The 24481-nt window shown below is 67.9% G+C and carries 18 protein-coding genes; 10 read left to right on the forward strand and 8 right to left on the reverse strand.

All coding sequences use genetic code 11. The annotated features are described in order from the left end of the window. Nucleotides 1-24 precede the first annotated feature (24 nt). Both AC3B6C_RS14510 and AC3B6C_RS14515 read right to left on the reverse strand, forming a co-directional pair. Entirely contained in the window at nt 25-333 is a 309-nt protein-coding gene (locus tag AC3B6C_RS14510; protein ID WP_488373267.1) for a GIY-YIG nuclease family protein, read from the reverse strand. Nucleotides 334-707: 374 nt separating this feature from the next. After that, nucleotides 708-4823, reverse strand: coding sequence for a bifunctional nitrate reductase/sulfite reductase flavoprotein subunit alpha (locus AC3B6C_RS14515; protein ID WP_488376268.1), 4116 nt, complete (start codon nt 4821-4823; stop codon nt 708-710). 239 nt (nt 4824-5062) lie between these two features. Between AC3B6C_RS14515 and AC3B6C_RS14520 the strand changes: the two genes are divergently transcribed. From AC3B6C_RS14520 to AC3B6C_RS14550, 7 genes are all read left to right on the forward strand, one after another. Beyond that, on the forward strand, nt 5063-5749 hold the full coding sequence (locus AC3B6C_RS14520; protein WP_010843502.1) for a response regulator transcription factor: 687 nt from the start codon (nt 5063-5065) through the stop codon (nt 5747-5749). 2 nt (nt 5750-5751) lie between these two features. Next, nucleotides 5752-7281, forward strand: a complete 1530-nt coding sequence (locus AC3B6C_RS14525; RefSeq protein ID WP_488373268.1) for a sensor histidine kinase — start codon at nt 5752-5754, stop codon at nt 7279-7281. Between the two features lie 206 nt (nt 7282-7487). Continuing rightward, nucleotides 7488-8984 (forward strand): trypsin-like peptidase domain-containing protein, encoded by a 1497-nt coding sequence (locus tag AC3B6C_RS14530; protein WP_014925889.1) that lies wholly within the window; start codon nt 7488-7490, stop codon nt 8982-8984. Nucleotides 8985-9120: 136 nt separating this feature from the next. Continuing rightward, entirely contained in the window at nt 9121-9789 is a 669-nt protein-coding gene (locus AC3B6C_RS14535) for a MogA/MoaB family molybdenum cofactor biosynthesis protein (RefSeq protein WP_010843499.1), read from the forward strand. Nucleotides 9790-10493: 704 nt separating this feature from the next. Next, nucleotides 10494-11135: an MspA family porin gene (locus tag AC3B6C_RS14540; RefSeq protein WP_010843498.1), complete on the forward strand. Its 642-nt coding sequence runs from the start codon at nt 10494-10496 to the stop codon at nt 11133-11135. Nucleotides 11136-11206: 71 nt separating this feature from the next. After that, nucleotides 11207-11893 carry an MspA family porin gene (locus tag AC3B6C_RS14545; protein WP_010843497.1) on the forward strand — a complete coding sequence of 229 codons (687 nt, stop codon included), beginning with the start codon at nt 11207-11209 and terminating at the stop codon, nt 11891-11893. A 188-nt stretch (nt 11894-12081) separates the two neighbouring features. After that, complete coding sequence (locus AC3B6C_RS14550) at nt 12082-13926, forward strand: ABC transporter ATP-binding protein (protein WP_488373269.1); 1845 nt, start codon at nt 12082-12084, stop codon at nt 13924-13926. Here the strand turns inward: AC3B6C_RS14550 and AC3B6C_RS14555 are convergent. The 3 genes from AC3B6C_RS14555 to AC3B6C_RS14565 form a co-directional block, all read right to left on the reverse strand. Beyond that, on the reverse strand, nt 13905-14885 hold the full coding sequence (locus AC3B6C_RS14555; protein WP_488373271.1) for an alpha/beta hydrolase: 981 nt from the start codon (nt 14883-14885) through the stop codon (nt 13905-13907). The genes AC3B6C_RS14550 and AC3B6C_RS14555 overlap by 22 nt on opposite strands. 62 nt (nt 14886-14947) lie before the next feature. Next, nucleotides 14948-16858 carry an ABC transporter ATP-binding protein gene (locus AC3B6C_RS14560; RefSeq protein ID WP_488373272.1) on the reverse strand — a complete coding sequence of 637 codons (1911 nt, stop codon included), beginning with the start codon at nt 16856-16858 and terminating at the stop codon, nt 14948-14950. Next, complete coding sequence (locus tag AC3B6C_RS14565) at nt 16851-18614, reverse strand: ABC transporter ATP-binding protein (protein WP_488373274.1); 1764 nt, start codon at nt 18612-18614, stop codon at nt 16851-16853. Before AC3B6C_RS14565 ends, AC3B6C_RS14560 begins: the two co-directional genes overlap by 8 nt. 1274 nt (nt 18615-19888) lie before the next feature. On the opposite strand from AC3B6C_RS14565, the gene AC3B6C_RS14570 reads away from it, so the two are divergent. After that, nucleotides 19889-20512 (forward strand): hypothetical protein, encoded by a 624-nt coding sequence (locus AC3B6C_RS14570; protein WP_488373276.1) that lies wholly within the window; start codon nt 19889-19891, stop codon nt 20510-20512. A gap of 57 nt (nt 20513-20569) precedes the next feature. Here AC3B6C_RS14570 and AC3B6C_RS14575 read toward each other — a convergent pair whose 3' ends face one another. From AC3B6C_RS14575 to AC3B6C_RS14585, 3 genes are all read right to left on the reverse strand, one after another. After that, entirely contained in the window at nt 20570-20698 is a 129-nt protein-coding gene (locus AC3B6C_RS14575; protein WP_269432767.1) for a hypothetical protein, read from the reverse strand. 142 nt (nt 20699-20840) lie between these two features. Beyond that, complete coding sequence (mscL, locus tag AC3B6C_RS14580; RefSeq protein WP_035717788.1) at nt 20841-21677, reverse strand: large conductance mechanosensitive channel protein MscL; 837 nt, start codon at nt 21675-21677, stop codon at nt 20841-20843. A gap of 177 nt (nt 21678-21854) precedes the next feature. After that, on the reverse strand, nt 21855-22526 hold the full coding sequence (locus tag AC3B6C_RS14585; RefSeq protein WP_488373277.1) for an SAF domain-containing protein: 672 nt from the start codon (nt 22524-22526) through the stop codon (nt 21855-21857). A 226-nt stretch (nt 22527-22752) separates the two neighbouring features. On the opposite strand from AC3B6C_RS14585, the gene nhaA reads away from it, so the two are divergent. Next, nucleotides 22753-24009: a Na+/H+ antiporter NhaA gene (nhaA, locus tag AC3B6C_RS14590; protein ID WP_488373278.1), complete on the forward strand. Its 1257-nt coding sequence runs from the start codon at nt 22753-22755 to the stop codon at nt 24007-24009. Between the two features lie 104 nt (nt 24010-24113). Next, entirely contained in the window at nt 24114-24440 is a 327-nt protein-coding gene (locus tag AC3B6C_RS14595) for an FmdB family zinc ribbon protein (RefSeq protein WP_193363233.1), read from the forward strand. Nucleotides 24441-24481: the final 41 nt, after the last annotated feature.

A 24481-nucleotide genomic window follows, 5' to 3' on the forward strand; every position in this document is an offset into this window, starting at 1 on the left:
CCCTGAGGAGCGAGCTTGCGAGCGTCACGAAGGGTCTTGGCGACTGCTCACCGTGATGCTCCCGCGGGCGCGACTCGAGAGCTGACGAAGGAGTTCGACGTCGCCGTTGATCAGAGCACGTTTCTTCGCACGTGACCATCCGTGAATGCGACGCTCGACGGCGTATGCGTCCTGCAATTCGAGCTCTGCTGCCCACATGAGCTTCACCGGGCGTCGTCGGGACGTGAACCCGATCTGCGCGGAACTGTGCTGTTCCATTCGTTTCTCGAGATCGCGCGTGCTCCCGACGTAGTACAAGCGGTCAGCGCATTCGAGTAGGTAGACACATGCCATCCGCCCATCCTCGGACCGATGCGCGTCAACGGCCTACGTGATCAGGTCTTGTGTATAGGAAGGCCCGCAGTTCAGACTTGTGCACAGGTCGGGGGGAGCCTGGGGTCGTCTGTGCGGGGTGTCGACCCTTCGTGACGGCCCTTCGCAGGCTCCGGGCCTCCTCAGGGAGCGGGGGGTGTCGACCCTTCGTGACGGCCCTTCGCAGGCTCGGGGCCTCCTCAGGGAGCGGGGGGGGTGTCGACCCTTCGTGACGGCCCTTCGCAGGCTCCGGGCCTCCTCAGGGAGCGGGGGGTGTCGACCCTTCGTGACGGCCCTCCGCAGGCTCCGGGCCTCCTTAGGGAGCATGTGGGGTGCAGCGAGCGGTGGGACGGCCGTCAGTACACGTCCCGCACGTACCGCTTGTCGGCCGCGAGTGCCTTGACATAGGATTCGGCACTCGCGGGGGAGCGCCGACCATACTGCGCGACAATGCCTTTCAGTGCAGCATCGACGTCCTTGGCCATCCGCGTCGCGTCCCCGCAGACGTACACGTGCGCGCCGTCGTGCAACCACTGGTAGAGCTCTTCGCCGTGCTCGCGCATGCGGTCCTGGACGTAGATCTTGCGGTCCTGGTCGCGGGAGAACGCGACGTCGAGGCGGGTCAGCAGTCCGTCGCCGAGCATGGTCGTCAGCTCGTCGCGGTAGTAGAAGTCGGTGGCCGAGTACTGCTCGCCGAAGAACAACCAGTTCTTCCCGTTGTGTCCCAGCGCCTCCCGTTCGCGCAGGAACCCGCGGAACGGGGCGATGCCGGTGCCGGGGCCGATCATGATCATCGGCGTGTCGGGATCGGCCGGCGGCCGGAAGTGGGTGGTGGAGGTGACGAAGACACCGACCTCGTCGTCGGCACGGTCGGCGAGGAAGGTCGAACAGACACCACCCCGCGGCGTCCCGAACCGGTTGTACCGCACCGCCGACACCGTCAGCTGCACTTCGTCGGGACTCTCCAGCGGGCTCGACGAGATCGAATACGACCGCGGCACCATCGGCTTGAGGACGTGCATCCATTCCTCGACGTCGGCGGAGACGGGATGATCGGCCAGGACGTCCACCGACTGTCGTCCCCATGCCCACTCGTTGAACTGTTGCTTGTTCCCGGCGGCGATGAGGGTCTTGAGGTCGGCGGAGTCGGAACGGTCGGCGACGAAGCGGACGAGATCGGGTGTCACGCGGGCGAACTCGATCCGCTCGCCCAGGGCCGCGTGCAGGGGTAGGTCCTCACCCGCCACGGTCACCGACGCGTCGGCGTCGAGGCCGGTGCGCTCGAGGAACTCCCCGACGAGTGCCGGATCGTTGCGCGGCCACACGCCCAGTGCGTCACCGGCCTGATAGGACAGGGTGTCCGCGGGGAGTCGGAACCCGAAGTTGCGCACGTCTTTTCCGGACCCCTCGGCGTTGAGCTTGACGTTCCGCACGAGCGAGGTGAGCAGCGGCTTCTTACGCGAGTAGGCCGGCGCGGAACGCACCGACGGTGCCGCTGCGGAGTCGGCCGGCTCGCTGACCACGGTCACCCGGTCGTCGGTCATCCCGGAGGTGGGTGCCCGGTTCGACATGCTGATCGCGCGGATGACCTCGGTCAGCCAACCGCCCGCCGTCTCCTCGAAGTCGGGTTCGCAGTCGACACGCTCGAGCAGTCGCCGACCTCCCAGTTCGCCGATGCGTGTGTCGAGTTTGCGTCCGTGTCCGCAGAAGTCGTCGTAGTTGGAGTCGCCGAGCGCCAGCACCGCGTAGTCCACCCCGGACAGGTCGGGTGCATCCTCGGAATTCAGGGCGTCCCAGAAGGACGTGCCGTTGTCCGGTGGGTCACCGTCCCCGGTGGTCGAGGTGACGAACAGGGCGGTGCCCTTCAGCTCGCCGACCTCCACGTCGTCCATGGACCGGGCATCCACCCGGAGCCCACTGGCCTTCACCCGCTCGGCCGTCTCCACGGCGAGCTCTTCGGCGTTGCCCATCTGGGAGGCCCACAGCACGGTCACGGTGTCGGTGCCGGGCTCGGCCGGTGACGAATCGTCATGGGGGAGGCCCGCATCGGGTGCCGCCGTGCCGCGGGAGTACAGGCCCGCGAGTACGCCCGACGCCCAGATGCGGAGCTCGGCACCCAGTGGCGCATCGGCCGGCAGGACCGGAATGCCCGAGGGGGACGCACCCACCCCGGCCGCCAGCCCGGCGAGGTAGAGCCGCTCGGTCGGGGTCATCGCGGGCGCCGCCACGTCGGAAACCCCCAGTGCCTGAGCGAGTGTCGTCGGCCCGGCGGTGACGGCCGGCACCACGTCGGTGTTCCCGCGCGCACCCGGCACCCGGATCAGGGTCACCGCGCACACCTTCAGCTCCGGTTGCTGCGACAGCGGGTCCACCGCATCGGAGGTGACGGCGTTGATCGCGAGGTGCTCACCGAAGACGTCGTTCCAGTGGAACGGCACGAAGCAGTTGCCGGGCCGGACGCGGTCGGAGATCCGTGCGGGGAGTACCGCCCGGCCCCGCCGGGACGCGACCTCGACCTTGTCCTCGGCCGTGATGCTCAGCCGGGTGGCGTCGTCCGGGTGTATCTCGACGAAGGGCTCCGGATTCAGTTTGTTGAGCTTGGCCACCCGTCCGGTCTTGGTCATGGTGTGCCACTGATGGGGCAACCGGCCCGTGTTGAGCAGGAACGGATAGTCGTCGTCGGGCATCTCGGCCGCGTCGATGTGGGGACGGGCGAAGAACTGCGCTCGGCGGGTGGCGGTGGCGAAGGCCAGGCGCGGCACCGTTCCGTCGTCGAGGCGGTGCAGGGTCTGGCTGCGACCGTCGTTGAGATACCGGATCGGGTTGCGGGCGCCGGTGTCGGCCGGGTCGGGTTCGTCGTCGGACGCCGGTGGGCACGGCCACTGCATGGGCGTCCGGCGCAGCCGGTCGTAGGTGACCCCGCGCAGGTCGTAACCGGTGTTCGGGTTCGCGAACCGCTTGATCTCCTCGAAGACCTCCTCGGCGCTCGAATAGTCGAAGGCGTCGGCATATCCCATCTCGGCGGCGATGCGTGCGATCATCTGCCAGTCCGGGATCGCCTGTCCGGGTGCGTCGAGCGCGGGTTCGAACAGGGTGAGGTTGCGTTCGGAATTGACCATCACACCGGTCGATTCCGACCACAGCGTCGCGGGGAGAACTACGTCGGCGTACTGGTTGGTCTCGGTCTCGACGAAGGTGTCCTGGGTGATCACGAGGTCGGCGCGTTCGAGACCCTCGATGACGGTCTTTCGATTGGCCACCGAGGCAACGGGATTGGTGCAGATGATCCAGCACGCCTTGATCTCGCCGTCGGCCATTCGCCGGAACATGTCGATGGTGCCGGCACCGACGTCGGCGCGCAGCGTCCCGGCCGGGACGCCCCAGATGTCCTCGACGTATTCACGATCGGCCGCGGACACCACGGCGCGCTGGCCGGGTAGGCCAGGACCCATGTAACCCATCTCGCGGCCGCCCATGGCATTCGGCTGTCCGGTCAGCGAGAACGGCCCGCTGCCGAGGCGGCAGATCGCGCCGGTGGCGAGGTGGAGGTTGATGAGCGCGTTGGTGTTCCACGTCCCGTGGGTGGACTGGTTGAGGCCCATCGTCCAGCAGCTCATCCAGTTGGGTGCGCTCCCGATGAGCTCGGCGGCGGCCCGCAGGTCCGATGCCGGGATGCCGGTTATCGACTCGACGACGTCGGGCGGGTACTGCGCGGCGAACTCGGGTATCTGGTCGAAGCCGTCGGTGAAGGACGCGATGAAATCCTCGTCGGTGTGGCCGTTCTCGATCAGCAGATGCAGCAATCCGTTGAGGAAGGCGAGATCGGTACCGGCCCGGATCTGCAGGAACAGGTCGGCTTTGTCGGCGGTCGCGGTGCGTCGCGGGTCGACGACGATCAGCTTGGCCCCGGCCTTGACCCGGTCCATCATGCGCAGGAACAGGATCGGGTGACAGTCGGCCATGTTGGCGCCGATGACGAGGAAGACGTCGGCGTGATCGAAGTCCTGATACGACCCGGGTGGCCCGTCGGACCCCAACGACAGCTTGTATCCCGTCCCGGCGCTGGCCATGCAGAGCCGCGAGTTGGACTCGATCTGGTTGGTGCGCAGGAACCCCTTGGCCAGTTTGTTCGCCAGGTACTGCGCCTCCAGGGACATCTGACCCGAGACGTACAGGGCCACCGCGTCGGGCCCGTGCTCGTCGACGACGGTGCGCAGGCGCCGAGCGGTGTCGGTGATGACGGCGTCGAGCTCGGCGGGCCGGAGCTGACCGCCGCGGTCGTCCCGGACGAGGGGAGTCGACAGCCGCCCACCGGCCGCGAGCATGTCCGCGGTGGTCGATCCCTTGGTGCACAGGCGCCCGAAGTTCGTCGGATGATCGGATCGTCCGACGGTCTTGGTGACCCGGTCGGAGTCGTCGTCGAGCTTCATCTCCATGCCGCATCCGACACCGCAATAGGCGCACAGCGACATCACCGATCGGGACACGACGGATCGAGTCGGGGCGGGGATGGTCACGGGTCCAGCGTCGGAGGTCGATGTTTCGCGACCCGTAGCCCGGCGTTACGCATCCATCAACTTGACCTCACAGGACTCGGTCCCGGGTGTGAAAGGGCGTGAGAACCGCAGGTGAGCGCCGACACCGTCACGTGAACGGACGGGTTTCGGCGTTGCTCAGCCGGATCTCAGCCGGGGTGGATAAGACTGTATCCATGCGCATCCTCGTGGTCGATGACGATCGGGCCGTCCGGGAGTCGTTGCGACGGTCGCTCACCTTCAACGGCTACAGCGTCGAGACCGCAGGCGACGGCATCGAGGCACTCGAGAAGATCCTGGCCGACCGGCCTGACGTGGTGATCCTCGACGTCATGATGCCCCGGCTCGACGGGCTCGAGGTGTGCCGCCGGCTCCGCTCCGCCGGTGACGACCTTCCCATCCTGGTGCTGACCGCACGCGACTCGGTGTCCGAGCGGGTGTCGGGTCTCGACGCCGGGGCCGACGACTACCTACCCAAGCCGTTCGCGCTCGAAGAACTCCTCGCCCGGTTGCGGGCGCTGCTGCGCCGTGCCTCGCCCGAGGACGACGCGGATTCGGAGACCCTGACCTTCGCCGATCTCTCGCTCGACCCCGTCACCCGCGACGTCACCCGCGGCGAGCGGTCGATCAGCCTGACCCGCACCGAGTTCGCCCTCCTCGAGATGCTGATGGCCAACCCGCGGCGGGTGCTGTCGCGCAGCCGCATCCTCGAAGAGGTCTGGGGATACGACTTCCCGACGTCGGGCAATGCCCTCGAGGTCTACGTCGGATATCTCCGGCGCAAGACCGAGGCCGACGGCGAGCCGCGACTGATCCACACCGTGCGCGGTGTCGGATATGTCCTCCGGGAGACGCCGCCCTAGTGATGGGGAAGTCGTCGAACTCCGCGTCGCCGAAGGCGTGGGATCTCCTCCGCGACCGTCTGACCCGGGCGATCACGGGGCACAGCGCCGGTGACGGATCCGATGAGAAGGAGATGCGGGCGCCGATGCCGCTGATGCGGGCGGTGTCGCTGCGCACCCGTGTGACGATCCTGTCCGCGACCGTCGTCCTGGTCTCGGTGAGCCTGATGGCGGCCGCGGCCTACTTCGTCGTCTACCGCGCGATGTACAACGACGTCGACCAGCAGCTGGAGAGTCGCGCCGACGGGATGGCGGCACTCGCCCGGGCGGGGGTGCTGCGTTCGCAGCCCGAACAGCTGGTGGCCGGAACGGTGTTCTCCACGAACATCTCCATCGCGCTGGTGACCCCCGGCGGCGAGACGTACCTGATCGGCCAGGTCCCGTTCGACGACGTGGAACGCGGCATCGTCCGATCGCCGTCGGTGCCCGGTTCCACACAGCAGAGTCTGCGCACCACGCGCAACCAGCGCGTCCTGACACGCAAACTCGACGACGGCAACACCCTGGTGCTGGCGCAGAGCCTTATCCAGACCGACCGGGTGCTCAAACGCCTGGCCTGGGTGCTCTTCGTGGTCGGCTGTGGCGGCGTGGCGCTCGCGGCCCTGGCCGGCACGACCGTGGCGCGCGCCGGGTTACGCCCGGTGGCACGGCTCAACCGCGCGGTCGAGCGGGTCGCCCGAACCAACGACCTGACGCCGATCCCGGTCACCGGCAACGACGAATTGGCCAAGCTCACCGCCAGCTTCAACGCGATGCTGCGCGCGCTCGACGAATCGCGGGACCGGCAGGCGCGTCTCGTCGCCGATGCCGGGCACGAACTGCGAACACCGTTGACCTCGTTGCGGACCAATCTGGAGCTGCTGATCGCCGCGAGCCGGCCGGGTGCCCGGGCGGTGCCCGAGGACGACATGATCGAGTTGCGCGCCGACGTGGTCGCGCAGATCGAGGAATTGTCCACGCTGGTGGGCGATCTCGTCGACCTCGCCCGTGAGGACGCTCCCGAGGTGGTCTACGAGGAGGTCGACCTCGCCGAAGTCGTGGAACAGGCCCTCGAACGGGTTCGACGGCGCCGCAACGACGTCGAGTTCGAGGTGGATCTCTCCTCGTGGTTCGTGTTCGGCGAGGCGCACGGCCTGTCGCGTGCGGTGCTGAACGTGCTCGACAACGCGGCCAAGTGGAGTCCACCGGGCCGGACCGTCCGTGTCGGTCTCACGCAGGTCGGCATGTCGAGCGCACAGCTCACCGTGGCCGACGCCGGCCCCGGAATCCCCGAGGAGGACCGCGGTCTCGTCTTCGAGCGGTTCTATCGGTCGACCCAGTCGCGGTCGATGCCGGGATCGGGCCTGGGACTGGCGATCGTGCGTCACGTGGTCGAACGACACGGCGGCACCGTGGTGGCCGACACCTCCCCGCTCGGGGGAGCGCTGATCCGGATGACCCTGCCGGGCCGGGCAACTGCGGCGGAACCATCCCCGCAGGTGATTCGTCAGTAGAGGAGAAGCGGGTGACATCGGAGCCGACGCGCAGCTGCAGGCGACAGCGAACGGCAATGTACTCACCCGGTGCGACCACTAGGGTTGACCGAAGGCGCAGTTCGGGTGAGCGGCCGAGGTGATCGGTCCCGGCCCGCCCATCGGAACACAGAGCAGCACCGGCCATGAGACGAGCCCATGGCCGGACCGACGAGGAAGAGACGAAGATGACGACTGGCGGTTCGCATGGTGACGGTTCCTACGGGGGCGGTCAACAGGGCGGTGGTCAACACGGTGGGGGTCAACACGGTGGGGGCCAGCCGGGCGGGGGCCACCGCGCGGCACCCGGGAACGAGTCGTCACCGGGCGGTTCCTACGGTCCGCCGTCCGGGTCCTTCCCCGCGCCGGGCGGCCAGCACGGCTACCCGGGCGGCACTGCGCCGACATCGCCCTACGGCCGGCCCGGCACGAGTCCGTTCCCGCCGCAGGGTCAGTACGGCCCGGGCCCCGCATACGGACAATCGGGTCCGACCCCGTTCGGTGCACAACCCGGCTCCCAGCCCGGCTTCGGAGGCCAGGGCGCGGACGGGTCGCCCGCCGCACCCGCCAAGAAGAAGGGTGGCGGACGCCTCGTCGCCCTGGGCGTGGGCGCACTCGTCCTGGCGTTGGTCGCGGGCGGCGCGGGTGGTGTCGCCGGATACAACCTGGCCGATTCCGACGGCGGGTCCAGCACCAGCAGCGGCCCGCTGGGAGGCGATCCCGGCAACAGCAACACCGCACCGGTCGCCGCGCCGGCCGGCTCCGTCCAAGAGGTCGCGGCGCGGGTGACCCCGTCGGTGGTCTCCATCGAGGTCGCGTCCGGCGGCGCGATGGGCTCCGGTTCGGGTGTCGTCCTCAGCGACGACGGCGTCATCATGACGAACAACCACGTCGTCAGTGCGGGGGGTGACGGCCCGGCGTCGAGGGTCGCGGTCAACTTCGCCGACGGTTCCCGGTCCGAGGCCCGAGTTCTCGGCGCCGACCCCATCTCCGACATCGCGGTCATCAAGGTCGACCGCGATGACCTGACACCGATCACCGTCGGCAACTCGAACAACCTCGCCGTCGGACAGGACGTGATCGCCATCGGCTCGCCGCTCGGGCTCGCCGGCACCGTCACGACCGGGATCATCAGCGCACTCAACCGACCGGTGCTGACCTCGCGCGACCCCGGAACCAACACCACCTCGGTCATCGACGCCATCCAGACCGACGCGGCGATCAACCCGGGCAACTCCGGCGGTGCACTCGTGAACGCACGTGGCGCCCTGATCGGGATCAACACCGCCATCGCCACCCTCGGCGGTGCCGAGCAACAGGCCGGTGGCAGCATCGGACTTGGGTTCGCGATCCCGATCGACCAGGCCATCCGAGTGGCCAGGGAGCTCGAATCGACCGGCAAGGCCAGCCACGCCAACATCGGGGTGTCGGTGCGGCCGAGCGGAGCATCCGACGCGCCGGGTGCCGTCGTCACCGCGGTGACTCCCGGCGGCCCGGCGGCAAGCGCGGGCATCCCCGACGACGCGGTCATCACCAAGGTGGACGACCGCGTCATCTCCTCCGGGGACGCCCTCGTGGCCGCGGTCCGGTCGCACGCCCCGGGCGACACGGTCACCGTCACCTACGTGGACAACGGAGCGACCAAGACCGCACAGGTGAAGCTCGGGACGCTCGAGGTCGGCTGACCGGCGACAGCCGGCGGAATCGCGTCCGCCGGCCGAACAACTGCATCGAGGAGGCTGCACCGACGCCCACCCGGGCGGCGGTGCAGTGCAGCACGAACAACCGTTTCGACGGTCACACCCATAGAAAGGGCCTGTCATGTCCGACGCCGCTTCGCGCACACCGGGTAACACCGCCGTCTCCGCCGAGACCGACCTCGACGAGAACGCACTCAACGTCCGTCTCGCGGGCGGTCCGGGTCCGGTCGACCCCGCGGACGTGGTCGCCGCCGACGCCGCGGCGCGTGAATTCGTCGCGCGTCACGAGCAGGCCACACATCGCCCACAGGGTGAGGAGATCGGCCGGGCGCTGGTCGTCGTGGTCGACGACGAGGCGGCTCATGGCGAAGACCAGCGTCTGCTCGGCCCCCTCGTGAGCGAGTTGCTGGCCGAGGCCGGATTCCACGTCGACGCCGCCGTGGTCGTCTCCGGGGACGAGGTGGAGATCCGCAACGCGCTCAACACCGCGGTGATCGGTGGAGTGGACCTCGTGGTGTCGGTGGGCGGGGTGGGCGTCGGCGCCCGGGATGTGACGCCCGAGGCCACCGAACCCCTCCTGGATCGACGTCTGCGCGGTATCGAAGAGGCCGTCCGCAGCTCCGGTCTCGCCGCGGGAGCCACCGACGGCGGACTTTCGCGCGGGCTGGCTGGAATCAGTGGACAGACTCTCGTGGTGAATCTGGCGAACTCACGAGCGGCCGTGCGCGACGGCATGGCAACCGCGGCACCCCTCGCCAAACACGTGATCGAAGCGATCAGCGAGTTCTGAGCGGGTCGTAGCGAGGGCCCGTTTTCGGCAGAAAAATCTGTTCAGCAATGCGAAGAAAATCCCAGGTTAACTCGTGACAAATCCCTCTCTTCTGGACGTCTGACCCGATGACGACCGAGCCTTCAGGCCCCGAAAAATCAGCGATGAGCAGCGATGATGACGCCGCGCAGCACCGAGCTGCGCGGCGTCGTCGACTCGATGCGGTGTTCGGAGACGACCTCCCTGAACTGACTTCAGACGAGAGTGACGAACATCACACAGGGCGTTCTAAGGAATGGTTCGAAGCCCAGCGGCCGCCTCACCACGGCTGACGGGCGGCTCTTGGCACGTATGCACAGCAGCGTGTTTTCCTGTCGTTAACTTTCAGTGTTCTATCGCTGGCGGATTGAACATTCACTATGGTGCGTGGCCTGTTCGTGACACGCTCGAGTCCTCCTGTTGCCCCACTTGAGACCGCTCCGATAACGTTCGGCTCGACGACACGCCGGTCCCCAGAGTCGGGGACCGGGGGTAGTCCTGCGATCTGTCTGCGAAGGCAACGCAGCAACGACCAGGAATTCGATGGATTCTTAACGACAGCTAAGACATGCGTAAGAGCACGCTTAGTGGTAACTGTGTGGAAGCCCATCGAACGTCGAGGGTCATGACTTGCGGGTGTGAGTGCATTCCGCGGGGTAACAGCCGAATCCTGTGAGAGGGAACGAATGAGCAAGTTCAGCAAGCTTGGGCTGCGCCGCGCCGCGGGCGCGGTCGCGATCGCCTCGGCCGCGGTCGTGGGCCTGGCCGGCATGGGCGTCGGCGAAGCGGCAGGTGCGCCGCTGCCGAACGGTTACAAGAACGCCACCGGCATCGACGGCGAGTCCATCCAGACGTGGCGGACCGGTGAGGCCTCCTACCCGATCCCGACCGTGGCGAACAACCCCGCGTCGCGTGGCTTCGTGATCTCGGGTACCTACACCGCCAAGGCATCTGCCGGCGTCGGTGGAAACCTGGCCGTGAAGTACATCGTCGGCTGCCAGGTCGACGTCAGCGGCATCACGCTGGACCTGAGCGGCGCGATCAGCCTGTCGGCCACCACGCTGTCCGGTGAGCTCGGCCTGCCGCTGGCTCCGGGCCAGGTCGCGGTCGTCGACATCACCGACAAGGACTTCTCCGATTCGGGCGTCGCAGCCATCCAGCTGTCGCAGCTGTCGTTCAACCTCAACAAGTGCGGCGGATACGCCTCGGCTCGTTCGGCCGTGAAGACCATCGGCGCCAAGGGTTACAGCACCGACGACGGTTCGCTGAGCGGCGAGGGCACTCTCATCCAGTCCACCCTGTACGGCAAGCCCTTCACCATCGGTTGATCTGGGCGCAGATAACAAGCTCTACCTGACTTATCTGCCCTGAGCAGATCGATATTCCACGAAGGGGAATCATGAAGAAGAACATCACGCGTCGCGTGGTTGCGGCGGCCGGTCTTGCCGGTGCCGTCGCGATGGGCCTCACCAGCCTGGGTGCCGGTGGCGCCACCGCCGGTCCGCTGCCGGGCGGCACCATCACCAAGACCCTGGTCGACGGCACCCCCGTCACCGTCCAGCTGTTCGACGAGTACGTCAACGTGCAGCGTCCGATCAGCAACGTCCCCACCACCCGCGAGGTGTGGCTGTCGGGCAAGGTCCGGGTCACCGTCGGCGGTAAGGCCGAGGGCGGCTCGATCAAGGTCGGCTACGACGTCGGTTGCCAGGTCAACTTCGGCGGACCCGACGTCAGCGTTCCCGGTGTCTCGGGCGGCGTCGACTACAGCGACCCGTCGAACATCACCGCTGGCGGCGGTCTCGACGGCGACTCGGTCGGCGCCGGGGTCTCGCTCGGCCCGGGCGAGGTCAATCGTGTGTGGCTCATCAACGAGACCTCCGGCTCGGACACCTCCTACAAGGACTACGAGCTGAACGCCTATTCCTTCAAGGGACAGAAGGGCGGCGTGGCCTACAGCCAGCAGCAGTTCAAGGTCGAGAGCTGCGCCGGCTACGCCGCGGCTCGCGCCTTCGTCCAGGTGACGGTCAGCACCGACGCCGTGAAGGGTGTCGTTGTCCTCAACGGCAAGCACTTCAGCCTCGGCTGATCAACTCATTTCCACACCGCGGGGCGGGAATCCGAACGGGTTCCCGCCCCGCGGTGTTGTGTTGTCAGGCCGCTGCGGTGTCGCTGTGAGTCTCCTGTAACCGGCCGTCTCGCTTGGGTTTTCAACGGTCATCGGTCGTAGTCTCGGTCGCGGCGGTGCCATCCCGCCGGTGAGGAGCGAGGAGAGCAGTGTGCACCGCGACCGAATCGAGAACCGCTGACGATCTGTCAGCGGAGGAGTCGGGAGAGCGCGTGCCGGCGTCCGGTGCCCGGCCATCCGCACTGTCCGTGCCGGCGACCATACGTCGGTTCGCGCCCCTGCTCACCGGCTTACGGTGGCGACTTGCCGTCGCCGTCATCGCGCACCTCGTGCAGGTCGGCACCACGGTGGTCACCGTCGCGCTGTTCGGCCACATCGTCGACGATGTGCTCGTGGCCGGCGACCTGAGCGCGCTCGGAACGCCGATGATGGTCTGGGTCGGGATGTCGTTGCTCGGTGCGGTCTCGTCGTATGCCGGTGGAGTTCTCACCGGAGACGTCACCGAGACGGTTCTCCTGCGCCTCCGCGATCAGTTGTATACGCACACCCAGCGGCTCGCACCGCATGTGCGGAGCAGGTTCGGAGGCGGGGACCTGGTGTCGCGCAACACCGGCGACGTCGAGGCGATCGACAGCCTGTTGTCGTCGGGAGTGGTGGCCGGCGTCGTCGCCGCGGTGAGCGTGATCGTCTACGGGCTCGCCGCGTTCGTGACGAACTGGCAGCTCGCCCTGATCGCGGCGATCCTCGCGCCGCTGCTCTGGCTGATCGCGCGACGATTCGGTGGCGCGGTGAAACGTGCCTCGCGTCGGGAACGGGAGGCCGCCGGGCAGATCAGTTCGCTCGTCGCCGAGGGGATCGGCAACATGCTGGCGCTACAGGCCGACAATCAGACATCGAGTCATCGGCGCCGCGTCGGGGACCAGAGCCGACGATGGCGGGACGCCCGGATGTCGGAGTTGCGAGCGGACGCGGCGTTCGCAGAGGCGGTCACCGTCGTCGAGGTGCTGTGCATGATCGCGGTCATCGCATTCGGGGCGTGGCAGATCTCCGGCGGCGCTGCGCAATTGGGCACACTCATCGCCCTGACCGGTTATCTCGGGTACCTCTACCCGCAGATCCAGACGCTGGGCGGCCTGGCCGTCGAGGTCACCTCCGCGACCGCGAGCGCCGAACGGGTGGCCCAGGTCCTCGACGCACCGGTGGGGGCCGCCGAAGCCGGTGTGACCGAAACCCGGGTCACCGAGCCGACTCTCGCCGCGGGATGCTCAGGCTTGTCATCCAGCCCGGCGAGTCTGGTGCTGAGCGGAGTGTCTTTCACATACCCGGACAACGAGTTCCGGGTCCTCGAGGACGCCCACTTGGAGATCCGCGCGGGGGAGACCGTGGCGATCACCGGTCCCAGCGGTGCGGGCAAGAGCACCCTGGCCTACCTGCTGCTGCGTCTGTACGACCCCGATGCGGGCACGATCCGGTTGAACGGTACGGACATCCGCGAGCTCGACGTGGCCGGATTGCGGGCGCACATGTCGGTGCTGCACCAGCGGCCGGCCCTCATGCGCGGCACGATCGCCGAGAACATCAGCTTCGGCTCCGGATCGGCCACGCGGGCCGACATCGCCGCCGCGGCGCGGACCGCGGGTGCGGCCGACTTCATCGCGAGGATGAGCGGTGGCCTCGACGCCGAGGTCGTCGAACGCGGAGAGAACCTGTCCGGCGGTCAGCGACAACGGATCGCGCTGGCTCGCACGGTCCTCCGGAACCGGCCGCTGCTCGTCCTCGACGAACCGACCACGGGCCTCGACGACGACACCGTGGACGAGATCCTCGAAACCCTCGCAGGGGTCGCGTCCACCCGGACGACGCTTCTCATCACCCACGACCGTCGGGTGCTCGAACTCGCCGACCGGCGAGTCGAGCTGCGCGACGGACGTTTCACCGATGTCGGACCGACCCGGATCGACGGGCTCGAGCGCTATCGCAGCGCGCGCTCGTAGAACGGCCACGAACGGTGCAACTGGTCCTGCCAGTAGAGCCATGAGTGGGTCCCGGCCGGCGGGAGGTCCACGGTCGCCGGGATGTTCAGCTGACCGAGACGATTGAGAAGCTGGACGGTGCATCCCAGCGTGGCACCCTCGATCACACCACCGACGACGATCTGGTCGGCCAGGGTGTCGAGGTCCTTCACGTAGCGCGGATTGTCGTACTGTCCGGGCAGGCCGCCGGCGTTGCTGATGTAGAGGTTCTGGCCACGCAGTTTGGCGGCGTTGACCACGGGATCGTGGGCGCGCCAGCCGGCGCCGCCGTAGGGACCCCACATGTTCGTGGCGTCGCCGTCGCCGCGAACCTCCACGACGAGACGGATGTACTCCTGTCCGAACGGATCGGACGTCGTCGGACAGCCGCTGTAGGAGCCGACGGCCTCGTAGAGATCAGGGTGTTCGATGGCGAGATTGAGCACCGACGTCGCCGACGACGAGATCCCGCCGATGGCATTGCGGCCGGAGGTGTTGTAGGTGGCATCGACGACCGAGGGCAACTCCTTGCCCAGGAAGGTCGACCACTTGTGCACGCCGAGAACCGGGTCGCGCTTCTGCCAGTCGGTGTAGTAGCTGTACTGGCCGGCATTCGGGATCACCACGTAGAGGTTCTTGTTGCGGGTGAACTCGACGATGTCTGTCTTCTCCAGCCAGTTGGCCCGGTCCTCGCCACCGCCTGCACCGTTGAGCAGGTAGAGCACCCCGCGGGGCTTGGACTCGTCGGCCGGCTTGATCACCGTGAGCGGGACGTCGCGGTTCATGGCGTCGGAGTGCACCACGATGTCGGTGACACGGCCGGGCGAGCCGGCGTCGACCAGTCGTGGTGCCGCGCTCGCCTCGCCGGTCAGCGGGGCGACGAGCGAGACGCTGACGGCGATCACTGCGGCCATCCCGAGCCTGCGCAAACTGCTGTACACGTTTCCTCCTGATCGGGAGACGACGGACCGGTGATCCGACCCGTGCTGGCTCCTGCCTTCTGTCACGGGTTCGACCCCGTGTCCGGACCGTTCGGACTGCTGCCGTCCACACCCTCGTCGTCCCGGGCCGCGTCACCCGGACCGCCGTCCGGCGCGAACCCGCACCGCCGGGCATAGATCCCGCCCGCGGCGATCAGCTCCTGGTGGGTCCCTGCCTCGGCAATCACCCTATCGTCGAGCACCACGATCGTGTCGGCCAGCGCTGCGGTGGCCATGCGGTGGGTGATCAGCAAGGTGGTGGTGCCGGCGCGCAGCCGGTGCAGGGCGCGTTGGACGAGCAGTTCGGTACGAGGGTCGGCGGCACTCGTGGCCTCGTCGAGGATCAGGATCCTGGGCGACGCCGCGATCGCTCGCGCCACGGTGACCAGCTGTTTCTCGCCGGCACTGAGGTTCTCGGATTCCTGGCCGATGACCGTGTCGATGCCGTTCGGCAGCGCGGCGACGATCTGCGCCACGTGGCTGTCGTCGAGCGCGGTGTCCACCGCCTGGCCGTCGTCGATGCCGAAAGCGATGTTCTCGCGGACGGTACCGGTGAACAGCCAGGGCTCCTGGGTGACGACGGCCATGTCGGCTCGTACCTGTTGCGGCCCGAGTTCGGCGAGGTCGACGCCGTCGATGGTGATGGATCCGTGGCTGGGTGTGTAGAACGCCTGCAGGAGGTTGGTGAGGGTGGTCTTGCCCGACCCGGTGGTCCCGACCACGGCGGTGGTCGTGCCGGGTGCCATCCGGAAGCTCACCGAGTCGAGGACGGGGTTGTCCTCTTCATAGGCGAAACCCACGTCGTCGAAGACGACTTCGGGTGGGAGCTGATGGCGCCCGGACGAGGTGGGCACGGGCACGCCGGTGTCCACACCGGCGTCTTCGGGGGCCTCGAGCACCTCGCGGACCTTGCTCGCCGACACCGTTCCGGACTGCACCTTGGTGACGAAGCCGGCGAGCTCGCGGACCGCGCTTGTCAGCTGCTGCGCGAACACCACCACGACCTGGGCCGCGCCCAGACTCAGGTGCCCGTCGACCACCATGATTCCGCCGAGGACCGCGAGCACCAGGAACACCAGGGCGTTGACCGCGGTCAGCACCGAGGGCAACGAACCGCCGATCCACTGGGCAGAACGGATGGAGGAGAAGAGTCGGCCGTTCAGGTCGTCGAACCGGCGTGCCGCGGTCGCTTCGGCGTTGTACGCCTGCAGCATGAGGCGCGCGCTGAGCTCCTCTTCGATGTGACCCGTCAACGCGGCCGTGGTCGTCCACCGGGCCTCGAGGTGCGGCCGGGCCCGGCGGGCGAGCAGGACCGCGGCCAGCGCCGACACCGGTGCCGCGACGAGGGCGACGCAGGCCAGAACAGGTGAGATGACGAACAGCACGGCGGTGACGACGACGAGCGTCAGGGCGTTCGTCGGGACGGTCACCAGCACCGGCGCGATCACGGTTGCCGCGTTGTCGGTGTGGGCGGTCAGTTTGCTGACCAGCGAGCCGCGTTTGGTGTTCTCGAAATAGCGCAGCGGTAGTCGGTGGATCTTGTCCTCGATGCGCGCGCGGAGTCCGGCCACCGACCGCTGCACGGCGACGGTCAGCAGCTGGCCCTGGGCGAGACCGAAGGCCGCCGCGGCCACGAAGACCCCGACCTGGACGGCCAGCAGGGTCCAGAGCAGTCCCCAGTTCATCGTCGCGTCGCCGACGGTGCCATCGACGATGACGTTGGTGATCGCCCCGAACAGGATCGGCGCGACCACACCCGCGACGGCAGCCAGGATGGCGAAGAGGGAGATGGCAGCACCACGACCCCTGCTCAGGTCGAGCTGCCGGATGATCCAGCGCAGCGACCCGTCCCGGCCGGCGGGCTTCTGCGCACCGGTGCGCGTCCGACCCCTGGCGGGTGCGACGGCCCGTGCCTGCGACCGCTGGTCAAGCATTGGTCACCGCCTGTGCGTAGGCGATCTCGCGATAGATCTCACTCCGCTCCCGCAACAGGGCGTCGTTGCCGATGTCGACGATCCGTCCGGCGTCGAGGACGGCGATGACGTCCGCGCGCCGCACCGACGACACCCGCTGAGCGGCGAGCAGGACCGTCGCGGCCGGATCGGCCCTGCGCAGGCGGTCGATGATCGTGGCCTCGGTGTCGACGTCGAGGGCGCTGAAGGGATCGTCGAGCACGTACAGCGACGGGCGGCGGAGCACCGCGCGGGCCAGTGCGAGTCGCTGGCGCTGACCGCCGGAGAAGTTGCGGCCCTCTTGGGACACGGTGGCCTCGAGAGCACCGGGGCGCGTCGAGACGAAGTCGGCGGCCGCGGCAACCTCGAGGGCGGACCACAGTTCCTCGTCGGTGGCGTCCGGGCGCGCTATCCGCAGGTTGTCCGCGATCGTCCCGGTGATGAGCTCGGCGCCCTGCCCCACGAAGGCGCTGCGTGCCCGCACCCAGGCGGGCGCGAGGCCGGTCACGTCGTCGTCATCCCAGCGGAGGAGTCCCGCCGTCGGGTCGGCGAACCGCAGGGGGAGGGACAGCAGCGTCGACTTGCCGCTGCCGGTTCCGCCGAGGATTCCGGTGACCGTGCCGGGTGCGCAGAAGAGGGACACCTGGTCGACGGTGGGGGCCTCGGCACCCGGGTAGGAGACGGACACCGCGTCGAAGACGATGGCGGGCGGCGTCGACGACCCGCCGGTCTCGGGGTCGCCGGGGTCGAGGGATTCGGTGTCGAGTACCTCGGTGATGCGTCCCGCGCTCGTCACGGCGCGCGGGATGACCCCGGCGATCATGGTCAGCAACGACACCGCCAGCAGGATCTGCGCGAGGTAGCCGACGGTGGCCGTGATCTGGCCGATCTGCATCTGCCCGCGGTCGACGAAGACCGCACCCAATGCGGTCACCGCGACCACGGCCAGGTTCGACACGACGGTGACCGTGGGGAGCATCAGGACCTGCAGCCGACCCAGACGCAGGGCCACGTGGGTGAGTTCGTCGTTCTCCACCGCGAACCGGTCCCGCTCCCGGTCCTCGCGCCGGAAGGTCCGGATGATCGCGATCCCGCGCAACTGCTCACGCAGCACCCTGTTCACGACGTCCAGGCGACGCTGCAGCTGGGCCGCCCACGGCACCAGGCGCCGGACGAGGACGGCGACCAGGACGACCAGCACCGCCCCCGCGACCACGAGTACCGGAGCCATGCGCCACCCCTGCGCCAGCGACAGCACAAGGGCGCCGAACAGCATCAGCGGTGCGGTGACCACGACGGTGAGACTGATGAAGACGAACCCCTGGATCTGACCGACGTCTCCGGTGGAACGCGTCAGCAGGCTCGACAGGCCGACGGAGTGAACCTGCGGGTCGCTGAAGGCACTGATCCGGCTGTGCAGGCGGACGCGGAGGTCGCGCGCGGCAGTCGCCGAGATGTGGGACGCAAGGAAAGTGGCGCCGATCGACACCACCAGGTTGACGACGGCCACCACGACCATGAGGATGCCGACGCGTTTGATCGTCGCCACGTCGCCGCGCAGGATCCCGTCGTCGATGATCGCGGCGTTGAGTGCCGGCTGGGCGAGTGTGGTGAACACCGACGCGAGCTGGAAGACGAGGAAGCCGACACAGGCCCAGCGGGTTGTCCGGAGGGCGTCGAACAGGAGCGCGAGCAACGCGCGTACCTCATCCTTGCTCAGTGAGCGGGTGACGGGCATCTGGTGAGGCTACTCCGGGTCGTGGTGACGCTGGCGTACCGCGCGAAGGGGGATTGCGCCCCGACGTCCGGCTTCGGGGGACGCGGTCGTGAGTGTTCCGAAGTCTACATGCGACCGTTTCGCCCGGGACCGCACCGGATTTCCCGGTGGCCGATTCCTCCGCTGATCGTCAATGGTGAATGAAGAACAGTTAAATGCGTCGACTCATCCGCGAGATCGGGACCGACAAAAACCGCCCCGGGCCGGAGCTCGGGGCGGTTCGTCTCGGATCGCGATCTACACGGGAGCTTCTTCGGAACCCGATTCGATCGAACCCGTGACCAGTTCGACGATTGCGTCGGTGATTGCGCCCTGAATGATGTCGGCCATGTGATCTCCTTCGTCGATGATGGACTGCCGGACGTGGGCGTCGATCGCATGCGAACGACGATCACGACGCAGACAATACGATATTCGACAATGCGGCGGTCAACAGGACGTGGATTTTCCGTGAACACACAATGGAGAATTCGTTGACCATGTGTGCGTCAGGAGTCGCAGCACGACGATGCAAGGCGGCCCCCGCGGATAGACCGCGGGGGCCGCCTTGTCGGCTTGCGACTAGGACGTGGCGGGAGCCGCGTCCTCTTCCAGCGAGCCGCTGAAGACGTCCTTGAAAAGCTCGTTGAGGTTGATCTCGATCCCGGTGGCCATCTGGGTTCTCCTTGGAATGTGCTGGTGTGGAGGTGGGTGACGAGTAGCGACTAGGTCAGTCGATCTCGACGGGTTCGCCGTAGTTGTCGTCGGAGCCGCTGAACAGCGCCGCGATTGCTTCTTCGATGCTGCCGCCGTAAATCTCGCCCATAATGTTCTCCTAGGTGTTGATCGGTGTCCGGAAACTATCGGCCGGAAGAAAGTCTGCGCATGTCACGCTCGGAAGCGATCGATGGCGGTGAGAATCGCTGTGTGCGTCTTATTCCGCAGCGTACGAGCCGAAGCCGTCGTCGCCATCGGAATCGGTGACGATTTCCTCGAGGTACAGGCGAATCCACGAAATGCTGATCGCGTCGGACATGCGAATCTCCTAATGGGTGTCGACGATCTCATTGTCTAGCACGGTCGTTCCGTCGCGAAGACGGCAACGCAGCTGACGATACCGGACAATTCCCGGGCTGTCCTGACCAGAGTCGGTTGAATTCTGTGTGAACTCATTCCGTCCGCATATCCGGGGCCGGGCCCACGAAACGACACCCGGCGGTTGGCCGTCGGCATCGGAAATGTGCTGGTATGAACCGGTGACGCAACGCCTGGAAGCTGCCGGCACGACGACTCGGCAGCTCGTCGAATCCGACCGGGAGGCGGCCCTCGGCCTGCTCGAGGACGGTCTGCGTGAGGTGCCGGTCTACCGGTGGCTCATCGGCGACGATGCCCCGCCGGAGGCCTACCGCTGGTACGGGGAGATCCTCTTCATCGAGTACCTCCACGGGTTGCACGGGGTGTTCGACTCCGACGGTGACCTGATCGCGCTGATCGCCGTGTCGGCCACCGACGATGAGGCCGGGCGGATCGACGACGATCTCAAGGAACGCACCAAGCGTCAGGTCAAGGCGATCGACGGCTTCATCAACCGCTTCACCGAATTGCAGCGGAAGTCCGAGGACGCGCAGGTGGCCGAGAATCCGATCCGGGTGATCTTCGCGCTCGTCCGGCCCGATCATCGCCGAGGCGGCACCCTCGCCGGGCTGGTCGATCCGGTCATCGAGCGCGGTCGGCGGGAACGGTTGCCGGTGACGGCGAGCACGAGCGATCCCCAGCTGTCGGAACTGTACGCGCGCAAGTGGAATGCGTTGGTGCGGGCGGAGTTCACCCTGACCGGCGGTCCGACGGTGTGGGTCCAGCGCGTCGATCCGCCTGCCTGAGCGAGAACGAGCCGAGCCCCTGCCGCGGGGTGCGACAGGGGCTCGTGGTCGGGTGGGTCAGCTACCGAAGAACCACGGGAACGTCTTGGGGCGGGCCTGCGGGCGCGCCTGATTGCGCTGCTGCGGGCGTGCCTGACGCCGGTTCTGGGACTGCGGCCGGCGGTTCTGCGCGGGCTTGTTGGGCATTCGTTCATCCTGTTCTCGTTCGGTCGCACCGGTCAGGGAGCTGGTGCGGTCGCACGTTCCGGCGACGAATCCCAAAGTAGGGAGCCAACCTTCGGGTTCGAATGGTTCCGGCTGTCAGCTTCCTGGGAGACCGCGCCCGCCGTCAGCGCGAGTGGCGGCCCGGCGCATCCGGGCCCTCACCCGGGAAGTCGCCCGGGTACTGCTCACCGGGGTAGCCCGTGCCGGGGCCGGGGGGCGGGTAGTTGCCGGCACCGGGATAGTTCCCGGGCGGCGGATAGCTACCGGGCGCGGGCTGCGGTGTGGGATACGGCTGTCCGGACGGGCCGCCCGGCGGCGGTCCCTGCGGAGGGCGATTCTGCGGGGGAGCGGACTGGGGCGGACCCGACTGGGGCGGAACGGATTGCGGGGGATTCGGGCGCGAGGGCGGACCCTGGGGTGACGGGGGAGTCGAGATGCGTTGTGTGGTACCGGCTCCGGCAGGTGCCTCGTACGGCGCGAAGGAACCTGATGGCGGACCGTAGGAGTCGCCGACCGGTCCGGCCGGATCGGTGAGATGCGCCGGCAGGTCACTCTCGGCCTCCGCCTTGGCTTTCGAGGTGCCCTCGGGGTCGAGCAGGTCGCGGATCTCCGACAGCAGCGCGATCTCGGTGACCTCCGCCTTCTTGCCGAAGCCGCCCAGCTCGGCGAGCTTGTTGTACGGCAGGATGATGATGAAATACACCACTGCGGCGATGATCAGGAAGTTGATCACGGCCGTGATGACGCTGCCGAGATCCACGAATGTCGATGGGTTGTCCGTGATCTGGAATCCGAGTCCCTGCGCGGCGTCGGAGCCCACGGGGATCGAATTGATGATCGGCTGGACGATGCCGTCGGTGAAGGCGGTGACGATCGCGGTGAACGCCGCGCCGATGATGACCGCTGTTGCCAGCTCGACGACATTGCCCTTGAGTATGAAGTCCCTGAATCCCTTGAGCACGGTGTGCGGCCTCTTTTCGGTGATGTCCTGCTCTTGTCCGGCGATTCTGTGCACGATCGGAGCAAATCCGACATGCGCTGTGCGAGCTCGTACTACCCTATCCACGATCGTGAAGGAACCGATCCATTTGAGTTGATTCGCGCGGCTGTGTCGTCACGCCGCGATCGGCGTGTGCGCTCAGTGCAGGACGACCGCGAGCGACGTGTCGAGCCCGGCCGCCGCGACCCGGTGAGCAGATGCGGCGTCCATGGCGAGCAGCACCGGGGCGGCTGTCGTGCGGCTGGGGGCGAGGCCGCCCGACGGCGAATCGGCGCCGTGGAGGGCGACCACCGCCCGCCGCGCCAGTACTTCTGCCTCCTCGGTCAACACATCCACCACATCGCCGGGACGGAGCAGCGACGTCACCGCGTCGTCCGACAGCCGGATCGGCACGAGGCGGGCATCGCGCATCCCGGTCAGGTCGGCAGGCAGATGCGAGGAGAGCAACCGCGTGTCGGTCAGCATCTCGCCGGCGCGGACACGTCCGGTCACCGTCCGCCCGACCGCCGGCGCCGCATCGGTCAGGACCCCGTCGGGGACGCTCGTGCCAGCGACCCTCCGCGGTTGCACGTCACCGGACTCGACGACCTGACCGGGCAACAGGTCGTGAGCGGCGACGAGGACCTCGACATCGCCGTCGGTGCGGGTGCCGGCAACCCCGACCACGACCGCGGCGACGACCAGGGCCGCCGCGGCGACGCGACGGACCAGGAGGTTGCGGGTCCAGCCCGGTCGCAGTGCGGACCCCAGCCGGTCGCGAAGGCGGGGGGCCAGCGAGGCACGGGATGGATGCGTCGACGCGGGAGGCATGGGGCGACGGTAGGTCCGTGCCCGGTGGTCGTCGGCTCTCGGTGCGGGGCTGTGGACAACCGCCGGGTTCGGTGGCTCTCCTGGGGATGCGTTCGCCGCCGGCAGCGGCGCGGCGGGCCGGGGTGCTGCGTGGGAGAATCGGTGGCGGTGTGCCGGGAAGTCTGGTCGGCCGTTGCCCGGTGCGGGCGGCGTCGAGATGATCTGTCTGTCCGACCAGAGGAGCAGGATGACCGACGAGACACCAGGTGGCGGCATCAGCCGGGCGACCCGCGCGCGGCGCTGGGCCGCGCTCGACACGACCAGCGGGGCATTGCTTCTCGTGGCCGCCACAGTCGCCGTCGTTTGGGCCAACTCCCCGTGGCGGGAGACCTACGACGCCCTGTTACACGTCGAGGTGGGACCCGAGTCGCTCCACCTGCACCTCTCGCTGGCGCACTGGGCGTCGGACGGATTGCTGGCGATCTTCTTCTTCGTCGTCGGAGTCGAACTGAAACACGAGTTCGTCGCCGGGAGCCTCCGGGACCTGAAACTCGCCGGCGTGCCGATCGCGGCGGCGGTGGGCGGGATGGTCATCCCCGCGCTCTGCTACGTCGTCGTGGTCGCGATCGGCGACCCCGAGGGGTTGCGCGGCTGGGCGATCCCGACCGCCACCGACATCGCCTTCGCCCTGGCGGTTCTCGCGATCTTCGGCCGCGGCCTGCCGCTTGCTCTCCGGACGTTCTTGCTGACGCTTGCCGTCGTCGACGATCTCCTCGGCATCATCGTCATCGCGACCTTCTACACCGATGAGATCGACTTCGTCATGCTGGCGGCCGCCCTTGCCGCGGTGGCCCTCTTCGCCGTGCTGGTGCGGCAGGCGTGGCGGTGGTGGCCGGTTCTCATCCCGGTCGCCGTCGTCGCGTGGGCCCTGATGCACGCCTCCGGGGTGCACGCGACCGTTGCCGGCGTGCTGCTCGGCTTCGTCGTGCCGGCCGTCGCGATCCGCGGCGAGAAGCAACCGCGCACCGAGCGGCTCGACGACGCGGTCCGCCCGTACTCGGCCGCGCTCGCCCTGCCGGTGTTCGCGTTCGCCGCCGCGGGGGTCACCGTCGTCGGCGGCGAGGAATCGATCGTGCAGCCGGTGTCGATCGGCATCGTCGTCGGTCTCGTCGTCGGCAAGCTCGTGGGTGTCCTCGGCTCGACGTGGCTGATGACGACGTTCACGCCACTGCGGTTGCCCGATTCGATCGGCATCCGCGACCTGCTGCCGGTGGGTCTGCTGACCGGCATCGGGTTCACGGTCGCATTGCTCATCGCCGAACTGAGCTTCGAGGGCGGCTCCGACGATCACGCCGCCGCGGCCAAGGCGGCCATCCTCGTCGGCTCGGTGGTCTCGGCGATCCTGGCCGCGATCCTGCTCCGCTGGGACGCCCGCCAAGTCCGTGATCCGGACATGAACCGCGACGACATCCCCGACATCGACAAGGACGTCATCGGGGGATGACCCCGCAGGTGGGAACCCGTCACACCCGTCGCTTAGCACTCGGAATGAGTGAGTGCCAAAGTCGGTTACACTGGTCAGCGTTTACTGACTTTTCGGAGGTTTCGGTGCCCACCTACTCGTATGCCTGCACGGAGTGCGACAACAAGTTCGACATCGTCCAGTCCTTCTCCGACGACTCGTTGACCGAGTGCCCGCAGTGCGCGGGTCGACTGCGCAAGCTGTTCAACTCGGTCGGCATCGTGTTCAAGGGAAGCGGCTTCTACCGCACGGACTCGCGTCCGGGATCGTCGTCGGACACCTCGACGTCGTCGTCCTCGTCGGACAGCTCGTCGTCGAGTTCCTCGTCGGACAGCTCGTCGAGCAGCACGAAGTCGGACACGTCGAGCTCGTCGTCGACCAAGAGCGAGACCAAGGCGGCGACGCCCGCCTGAGGGCGCCGCACCAACATCGGCAAGCAGAACCCGGGCCGGGT

The sequence above is a fragment of the Gordonia sp. 11cp genome, assembly GCF_057767225.1.